At 62.5% G+C, this 8,001-nt stretch carries 6 protein-coding genes and 1 pseudogene; 3 read left to right on the top strand and 4 right to left on the bottom strand.

From position 1 onward, the window contains the following. Positions 1-95: 95 nt before the first annotated feature. From JF66_RS16960 to JF66_RS16950, 3 genes and pseudogenes are all read right to left on the bottom strand, one after another. Entirely contained in the window at positions 96-1,034 is a 939-nt protein-coding gene (locus tag JF66_RS16960; RefSeq protein WP_035879854.1) for a type II secretion system F family protein, read from the bottom strand. A gap of 376 nt (positions 1,035-1,410) precedes the next feature. Beyond that, on the bottom strand, positions 1,411-2,274 hold the full coding sequence (locus JF66_RS16955; RefSeq protein WP_035879853.1) for a type II secretion system F family protein: 864 nt from the start codon (positions 2,272-2,274) through the stop codon (positions 1,411-1,413). Continuing rightward, positions 2,271-3,092 (bottom strand): annotated as a pseudogene (locus tag JF66_RS16950) (CpaF family protein); the annotation flags it as partial. The gene JF66_RS16955 and the pseudogene JF66_RS16950, both read right to left, overlap by 4 nt. A gap of 118 nt (positions 3,093-3,210) precedes the next feature. Between JF66_RS16950 and JF66_RS16945 the strand changes: the two are divergent. Genes JF66_RS16945 through JF66_RS16935 form a run of 3 tightly spaced genes read left to right on the top strand, consistent with a single transcriptional unit; the run spans position 3,211 to position 7,512 of the window. Beyond that, positions 3,211-4,332 (top strand): tyrosine-type recombinase/integrase, encoded by a 1,122-nt coding sequence (locus JF66_RS16945; protein ID WP_197059457.1) that lies wholly within the window; start codon positions 3,211-3,213, stop codon positions 4,330-4,332. Position 4,333: 1 nt separating this feature from the next. After that, the gene (locus JF66_RS16940) at positions 4,334-6,859 is read left to right on the top strand and encodes a tyrosine-type recombinase/integrase (protein ID WP_156109871.1); all 2,526 of its coding nucleotides are present in this window, start codon (positions 4,334-4,336) and stop codon (positions 6,857-6,859) included. Continuing rightward, positions 6,859-7,512 carry a DUF6262 family protein gene (locus tag JF66_RS16935; protein ID WP_035879849.1) on the top strand — a complete coding sequence of 218 codons (654 nt, stop codon included), beginning with the start codon at positions 6,859-6,861 and terminating at the stop codon, positions 7,510-7,512. The genes JF66_RS16940 and JF66_RS16935 overlap by 1 nt, the downstream gene beginning before the upstream one ends. Before the next feature lie 303 nt (positions 7,513-7,815). On the opposite strand, the gene JF66_RS25080 is transcribed toward JF66_RS16935, so the two are convergent. Then, complete coding sequence (locus tag JF66_RS25080) at positions 7,816-7,938, bottom strand: hypothetical protein (protein ID WP_255351543.1); 123 nt, start codon at positions 7,936-7,938, stop codon at positions 7,816-7,818. Positions 7,939-8,001: the final 63 nt, after the last annotated feature.

Raw genomic sequence — 8,001 nt, 5'->3', positions numbered from 1 at the left:
ACATAAGCCGTGGCACGTCGCCCGTTTCGTCGTTCCAGCGATTCGCTGCGCGGCGACCGAAGAGTGTCATGGTGTCCAGCTTTCGAGTGGGGTTTTCAGAAACCGGCCTGGAGAACGACCAGGCCGGGAAATATGGCGAACAGGATCGTCATGGGCAAGATCAGGAAGACGAGTGGCACCAACATGGCGACCTCCTTCTTGCCGGCGACCTCGAGCAGCACGCGCTTCGATTGATCTCGTGCGTCCTGCGCCTGGGCGCGTAACACCTCGGCCAGCGGCGACCCACGATCGAGCGCGCCGGTGATCTGGTCGACCAGCCTGGTGACCTCCGGTAGGTCGATTCCACGGGCGAAGGACTGCAATGCCGCGGCGAGGGGAACACCCGTGCCGACCTCGGAGACCACGCCGGCGAACTCCCGTGGCAACTCCCCCGAGCTGGTTCCAGACACCCGGCGCAGGGAATCGAGAATGCCTTCCCCGGCCGATAAACACAGGGTCAGGAACTCGAGGACCGTCGGCAACTCGCTGCGCATGCGCGCCAGTCGCAGAGTCGCTGCGCGCTGCAGCAACCACTCGCGGGTGAGAGTGCCACCGATCCCCAGAAGCACCGGGAGCGCCAGCTGGACCGAGAGCGGCAACCCGCGCACCGCGGGAATCGACGCGGTGAGCACAATTCCGCCGGCCAGGGCGACGAGCCCCCAGACCAGTTGCACCGATCGAAACTCATCAACCGTATGCGCGGATCCGGATTGTCGCAGCCGCCGCTCGATCGTGTCAGAGCCGCCGAGAAGGCCAGCGAGAGCGCGCTTGGCCCACCCGAATGCCGGGGCATACAGATGACCCAACACCGGGAGTGGGCCGACGGAGACTCGACCCACGAACGACCGAGCCTCGGCCGAGACATCCAAAATGTACGGGGCCACCCGGTCGGCCAGCCGCGGTCCGCGCAGCCGCGGAGTCACACTCACGAGTGACCAGAGCCCCAGGCCCAGGGTTGTTCCCAGCAGCACTGCCCAGCCCAGTGACGCGGTCACCGACGGCGTCCCGTGCGGTCGTCTCTGGTCGGGCACTGGTCGGTCATGGATGCATGATGCCTCGATTATGCAAGCCCCGACGAGTTATCCACAGGGCAGCTCTTCGGGATGCGGCCCCGTCCTGCGCGCGGCTGCGTTCGAGGTCGGACACGCAGCGAAGGTGCCGCCGCCGAGCGGACGAGGCGTGCCAAGGCCGCTTCCACGAGTGGAATCGAGGTCAAGGCTGGACCGGGACTGACGATGGTCGCTCTCGCACCGACCGTCGGTCTTTCCCCAGGCGGATGTTCGGCCGGGTTATCGCCTGATGGTCAGGCTGTCTCGCCGCGGCGACTGCGTTTTTCTCGGGCCAGGCTTCGTCCGCGCCGGGAACAGTGCCTCAGACGAACCAGCGGCGCTCAGCCGGCAGTCGTCCGAGAGCGATCATCACCCGGTACGCGATGACTGAGACGATGAGGCCGCCGATGATGACGCCGATGCCGGCCGGTGTGTTGTACGCGAAGGCAGCCTCGGGCCTGGATGCGAGCAGAGCCAGGACGATCCACGGTGCTGCGACCCCGAGCCGGGCCGCGTTCACGACCCACGATTGCCGGGCTTCGACCTCTGAGCGGATGGCGGCATCCTGCCGGAGCCAGGCAGCGAGGTTACGCAGAACGAGTGTCACGTCGCTGCCGCCGACCTCCCTCGCCATGCGGAGCGTCTCGAGAATCCGATCAGCGATCGGGTCGGCCAGACCGCGTTTGAGCTCATCCAGGCAGTAGGTGAAGTTGCCGGTGGCGCGATATTCACGTTCGAATCGAGCAAATGCACGGCGAGTTGGCACCGGACCGGATGCCGCCAGGCTGCTCACGCTGTCGGGCAACGCCAGCCCTGACCGCAGGGCCGAGACCAGATGATCAACGACATCGGGCCACACGGTTCGACTGGCTCGGCGCCGGCCCCTCACCCGCCAGGACACGACCAACCCGGGGAGCGCCGCACCGACGATTCCGGCGACCACCGTCAGCGCGCTCACCGCGAAGATGCCCTGCGCCAGCCCGGCCATGGCGAGGCTCCCGAGAACGACCACGGCCACGAAGACGCCCGCCGGCACGGAGGCGAGGCCGGCCTGCGCGAGCTGACCTCGCAGGCCGGCCAGGACAGTCGAGCCACGTGACCGCGCCTTCGTACCGGCCGGCCACAATATCGGCGAGGCGAGCAGGAGCAGCCCGGCGCCGAGCAGGCAACCCAACACGAGTGTCATGCAGCCGTCCCCTCGCGGAGGATGGTGGCCGGATCGAGCCCGCTGGACTGGAATTTGGCCAGCTTCGTGGGGTGTCCGCCGGTCGGTTCGAGTTGGCCGTGCGTCGAGAGGAACAACGGACTAGCCTCGATCATCGCCCCGGACAGCCGACCGCTCGGTGCGATGATCTCGGTCACTCGGCGGCGACCGTGCCGGTCGATCTCGCAGTGCACGACGATATCGATGCATCCCGCTACCGTAGGCAGCACGAAGGAGGAGTCGATGTTGCGCCCGGCCAACAGGGGCAGAGTCGAGAGCTTGGCCAGGGCGTCACGGGCGCTGTTCGCGTGAATGGAGCACATACCGGGCAGCCCGCTGTTCAAGGCGATGAGCAGGTCGAGGCTCTCCGCCTCGCGCACCTCGCCCACAATCAGCCGGTCCGGTCTCATCCGGAGGGACTCTTTGATGAGCCGCCGGAGGGTGATCTCTCCCGAGCCCTCAAGGCTCGGCTGCCGGCACTGCATCGCCACAACGTCCCGGGCGCTCAGGTCGAGTTCAAAGGTCTCCTCCACCGTCACAATTCGTTCCGTCGGTCTGGTCGCCGAGAGCAGGGCGTTGAGCATGGTCGTCTTCCCCGTCTGCGTGGCGCCGGACACGAGAATGTTCTGGCCGCTCAGTACACACATTCGCAGGAATTCTGCCGCCTGGCTCGTGAGAGAACCCAGTGCCACGAGCTGATTCAGATCGTGGATCCGCCGGGTGAATTTGCGAATATTCACCGCCCAGAACGTGCGCGTGATATCCGGGATGACCACGTGCAATCGGGACCCGTCGGTTATCTAGCCATCCTTAAGAGGCGTCATCAACAGTCAGCACCGATGAATATCGGCCCGGTCGATGACGGATGTCGGCGCCGCACGCTACGGTCGGACGATGCGAGATGCTCATCCTTACCACTTGGACGTCGCGACTCTCCCTGACGGAGCTAATCGCTACGTGATCCTCGACCGAAATGACGATCTCCATATCGCGTCCTCCTGGCTCACGTCGCTCGCGGATCTCGGTCGATCACCCAACACGATCAAGAGCTATGGCCGTCGCGTTGCTGCCTACCTCAGCTGGACATCGCCAGTGGTCGATTGGCGGGCTGCTTCCCTAGCTCACATGGTCCTGTGGCGGCGAGCCCTCTCGGCCGATGGAGCCCTGAAACCACGCTCGGTCGACATCTCCTTTGTCGCACTGCGTGCGTTCTATGAGTGGGCCGATAGTCGGGATCTAATCACGTCCCGGGTCGTACCTCAGATGTCGGAGGTGAAATATTACGCGGCCGGTACGGCAGGCGGCGGCGAGCATGGAAGTAGGCGCCGGGTCACTTCACCTCGTCTGATTAGCCGGCACGACTCAACGGATGACTTGGGCAAGGAATGGATCAGCGAAGCCGGACCTCGTGAAAGGTTGGAAGAGCTCACCCTGCGAAAACGCGACAGGTTCTTGATCGATCTCATGTACTTCACTGGGGTACGTTCCGGCGAGGCACTGTCACTGTTCACCCGTGATATGCATCTCGGCGGAGGCAGCAAGAGCTCAGGCTGTGCTTTGCGAGATCCGCACTTTCACGTGCGGATGAACAACCCGGTCACCAACGGCGCTCGCGCAAAGGGACAGGCCCGCACGCTGTACACCCGGCAGCACCTCGTGGACTCATACATCGACTACGTCATCGAGCGCGATGCGATCCTCGGGAGTCGTGATTCGTCGCCGCACATGCTTGTGAACCTCTACACCTCCAGTGATAGCCAGGGTGATGCCATGAAGTATTCGAGGGTTCTTAGCCTCGTGAAGCGGTGCGGGCGCGAGATCGGATTCCCGCTGACCGGGCCACATATGCTGCGGCACACGTTCGCCACCCGCCTAGCTCGCGGTATCGATTGCGAGCCTCAGCCGGCTCCCGTTATTCAAGCCCTACTCGGACACCGCAGCGCGGATTCGACGAAGGTCTACACGCACGACATGGAGGCCGCGAAGCTGCAGGCGCTCATGACCCTTCCTTCCCGCCGATTCGACATGAAAGCCGATTGACGTGACCGATCTTGCAGTTGTCCCACCGCTCGACAACCACCCGAATCCGAGGCCGCGCTTGTCGTGGACGGATTACTTACAGTCGCGCATTCGGCTCGATTGGCGACCTGGCGAATTCGACCCCGAGACACTGCTTTACGTGCCCGACCCCGATGATCCGAGCACCTTTCTATCGCGATGCTCGAAAGCGGGCTGCGACGTGCGAGTTCAGTCAAAGCTGTGCCCGATTTGCTTCAACGAACGAAAAGCAGCGAAAGACATTGCTGGTGCACAGTTCGATCTGGATGCTTGGCTTGCGATCCCACGAGTGCGCCACGCTCGGGTGATGGACTGCGGAATTTTGGACTGCCAGCGCACAGCCCTCACCACCGGGCTTTGCTCCACCCACCGAAGTGGGTTTTGGCAATGGCGGAAGAAGACCGGCGAAGAGTCAAAAGAGGCCTGGATCGCGGACCGCAACCCAAAGCCACTCCCTCCGCGTCCGCGCTGCGTTGCTCTGGTGTGTCATCACGATGCGCACAACTCCAGCGGCCTCTGCGACCCGCACGAGGGCACTTGGCGGAAATGGCGAAAGCGGCTACCAAAGCCTTCCTCCGACGACGACTCCGTTGAATTCTGGCTCAACAATCATTTTGAAGTGCCCCTCGACTCTGAGGCAACGTCTTCCTATGCGGAACTCGGTGCGACACCATTCCACTTGCTGAACCCCACCGTTCGGCTCGAGCTGCTATTCGCCGTCCAGCAACGCGACGTCGACGCCCAAACTCAGATGCTCCCGCTCATGCTCCGCACCGCCTACCAAGCATTAAGACGCTCTAACACCGCGACCGTGGTGGGACGAAAAGAGCTCGGGCTTGAACCAACCCATACGAACTTCGCTGGGTTCATCCGTGACCTTCAGGTCCGAATCGACGAAGCTCAGCGTGAGTGGCTTGGTGCCGAGCTCCGCCCCCGAGGGCTCTACTTTTACAGTGACCTCGACCTGACGCCCTCGGTGAAGGTAGTTAGCCGCACAGCTAGCTTCGACCTGACACATCTCCGTCTGGATTGGTGGGCTGACTCTATCCATTCCTACCTCCTCGAAGCCGGCCCGCACGGCAGAAACCGCGTCCAGAACACTGTTGCGCTCGCGCCCCTGGTCGACCGAATCCTCAGCCAGCGCGGGACACCGCCCACGGCGCTCGGCAGAAAAGACATCGACGCCGTCGTCGCCGCTATACGGACCCGCTGGCCATCAGACCAGTCGCAGAGAACTCACATCGCCGCTATGCGCGCCGTTCTCTCGTTCTCTCGGCTCAACTCCGAATTCCTGCCCATCTGGTCGAGGATTCCGGCGAACTTCACTCTCGATCCCGCGCGTCATCGATCGACCGGAACCATAAGCGGAAGCGGTAGAGATAGCGACGAGTCATTCCGATTCGTTCCTCAACCAATCGTGGACTGGATGATGGATCACCTCCATCTCGTTAGACGAACCACGCCCTATCGGACGCTCGAAGCGAAGATGATGCTCTACATGCAGGAGCGCTGCGGGCGCCGTACAAGCGAGACCATGCGGCTGCGACGCGACTGCATCAGCTACGACAGCGCGGGCCAGGCCTACCTCGACTGGGACCGAGTGAAGGCCCCTTACGGGCCTGGGCCCAGGCTGCCGATCCACCAAGACGTCCACGATGCAATTCGAGAATGGGTGAATATCCAGAAGGAACACGAAATCGAATCGGACTGGCTATTCCCGGCCGTCGAAAGCCGCAAGGACAAGCCGCGATCTGCTTCCTTCCTGGTCGACCGCATGAGCGACTTCGTTTCCGTGATCGAGCGTGAAGCTCCGTTCCCGGGCGAAGTGGAAGGGGTTGAGGGCAACCTCATCTACTTTGACCTCTCGACTATCGATCCCTACGCTTTCCGACACGCATTCGCACAACGCCATGCGGATGCCACTGATGAGAACGGTCGATCCACGTTTCAAGCCGAGGACCTGCAACGATGGATGGGCCACAAGAGCTACGAAACCACGATGGGCTACTTCCGGATCACAGCCAGACGTCAACGGCACGCGCTCTCTGCATTGCCCTCACGGCGCCTGAACTTCCTAGGGTTACCGGTGGTAATCGACAGGGAACGCGATGCGTTCGGGAAAATCGCCGTCTCTCTCGGCACTTGTTCCGAAGCGAGCAACGTCGCAGCGGGCGGACACAACTGCGCTCTGGAGCACGCTTGCGAATCGTGCCCGTTCTTCCTCATCGATCCATTCGAAAAAGATGGTCTCGCGGCGAAACGCCTCTACTTGAAAGCGCAGGTCGAGCGGGTCTCGATCATCGCTCCCGACAGCCACATGATCGACCACTACACATCCCGCATCAGCGACTGCGATCGAATCATCGCCGGCATCGACATTTACATCGCCGGGCTCCCCGAGCCAGACCGGCTCGCGATCGAGAGTGCGCTCACCCACATGGCCGGCATACGCCGCCGAGCGACCGCCAGCCGGCGGATCGACCTGCGACAGATTCTTCGAGAGTCCTGATGACTAACAGCAGCACAGAGGGACTCCGCGCCCATCACGCCCGAGTCTCGCTTTCCAAACAAGAAGCCGTGCTGGCCGCGATTAACACCCTCGCCGATCAGGACGCCATAGTGTCGGTCGCGGCAGTCGCGCGAACCGCGGGGGTCTCTCGCGAGTTCATCCATAGCCACACCGAGCTCCACACCCGAGTGAAACAGCTGACCCTCCGCCAATCCGCCGCCCAACTCCTAGTTCAGAGCGACCAGGCCGACCTGGATGCGGGCCGCTCGGCCGACAAGTCGACGCTGATGCGCAAGGTGCTTCGACAACGTGCTGAGATCGAAGATCTCTTGGCGAAGGTCGCCAAGCTGGAGGCGGGGAGGGCTCGATACTTGGGCGAACAGCTGCTGCTCTTGGATGCGTCACCGCGCGTTGACAATGTGGAAACCATTGTGACGATGGAACGGTTGCAAACGGACAACGGTCAGCTGCGTGGCGAACTCGATGAGGCGATGTTGTTGATTGCGCGACTTCGTGATGATCTAGGCGGCGCTCGTTTGGCGCTGGCGCAGGCCCTCACGACGGGCGACCTTCCGAGCGGTGTGGTCTCGATCGAACGTCCGAGAAACAGCAGGTCGACCCCCTCCAAGCCGTCGTCGTCGCCCGCTCTCTAGATCGACGCTGACTGTCACGTGACAGTCCAGTTCGGATAAATTGCCATCCCTGGACACGGTGAATACGCAGATCTGGCGATCGGCGAGCCGGATATTTTGTCAACCTACTTTGGACAAAGCGCACTTGAGGCCGGCTGGGCCTGAGAGTTTCATAACGCATGGGTTTCGAGGCGCTTCGGTTATGAGACAGTTTGAGGCCGTGGGTCGCCCGCAAGCCGAACGTCTCACGGGACACTGCGGCTGTCGGGTATCAACGGAACGAATAGTGGTGCCGTCCGCTCTCGTCTGCTTTCTGGGCTGAAGTCAGAGGATGAAGGAGGAGACGATCATCGCTCCGGCGAGGCCGGTGACGGCAAGGAGCACGAGCAGCGCCCGATTAACACGACGGCGGCTAACCGTTCCCTTTCGGAATGTCGATGGTGACATTCGTTCTAGGTTGGGAAGAAGGGCCTGAAACGGTGGATCTTGCGGTGCTGAGCGGATAGGTTC

The sequence above is a fragment of the Cryobacterium sp. MLB-32 genome (assembly GCF_000738085.1).
Classification (GTDB): Bacteria; Actinomycetota; Actinomycetes; order Actinomycetales; family Microbacteriaceae; genus Cryobacterium.
Note: the sequence above shows the minus strand (reverse complement) of the source record. Positions and strands in the feature narration are given on the sequence as shown.

Coding starts and splice junctions, on each gene's coding strand:
- JF66_RS16955 (WP_035879853.1), bottom strand. CDS start 2,274: ATGACACTCGTGTTGGGTTGCCTGCTCGGCGCCGGGCTGCTCCTGCTC.
- JF66_RS16935 (WP_035879849.1), top strand. CDS start 6,859: ATGACTAACAGCAGCACAGAGGGACTCCGCGCCCATCACGCCCGAGTC.
- JF66_RS25080 (WP_255351543.1), bottom strand. CDS start 7,938: ATGTCACCATCGACATTCCGAAAGGGAACGGTTAGCCGCCGTCGTGTT.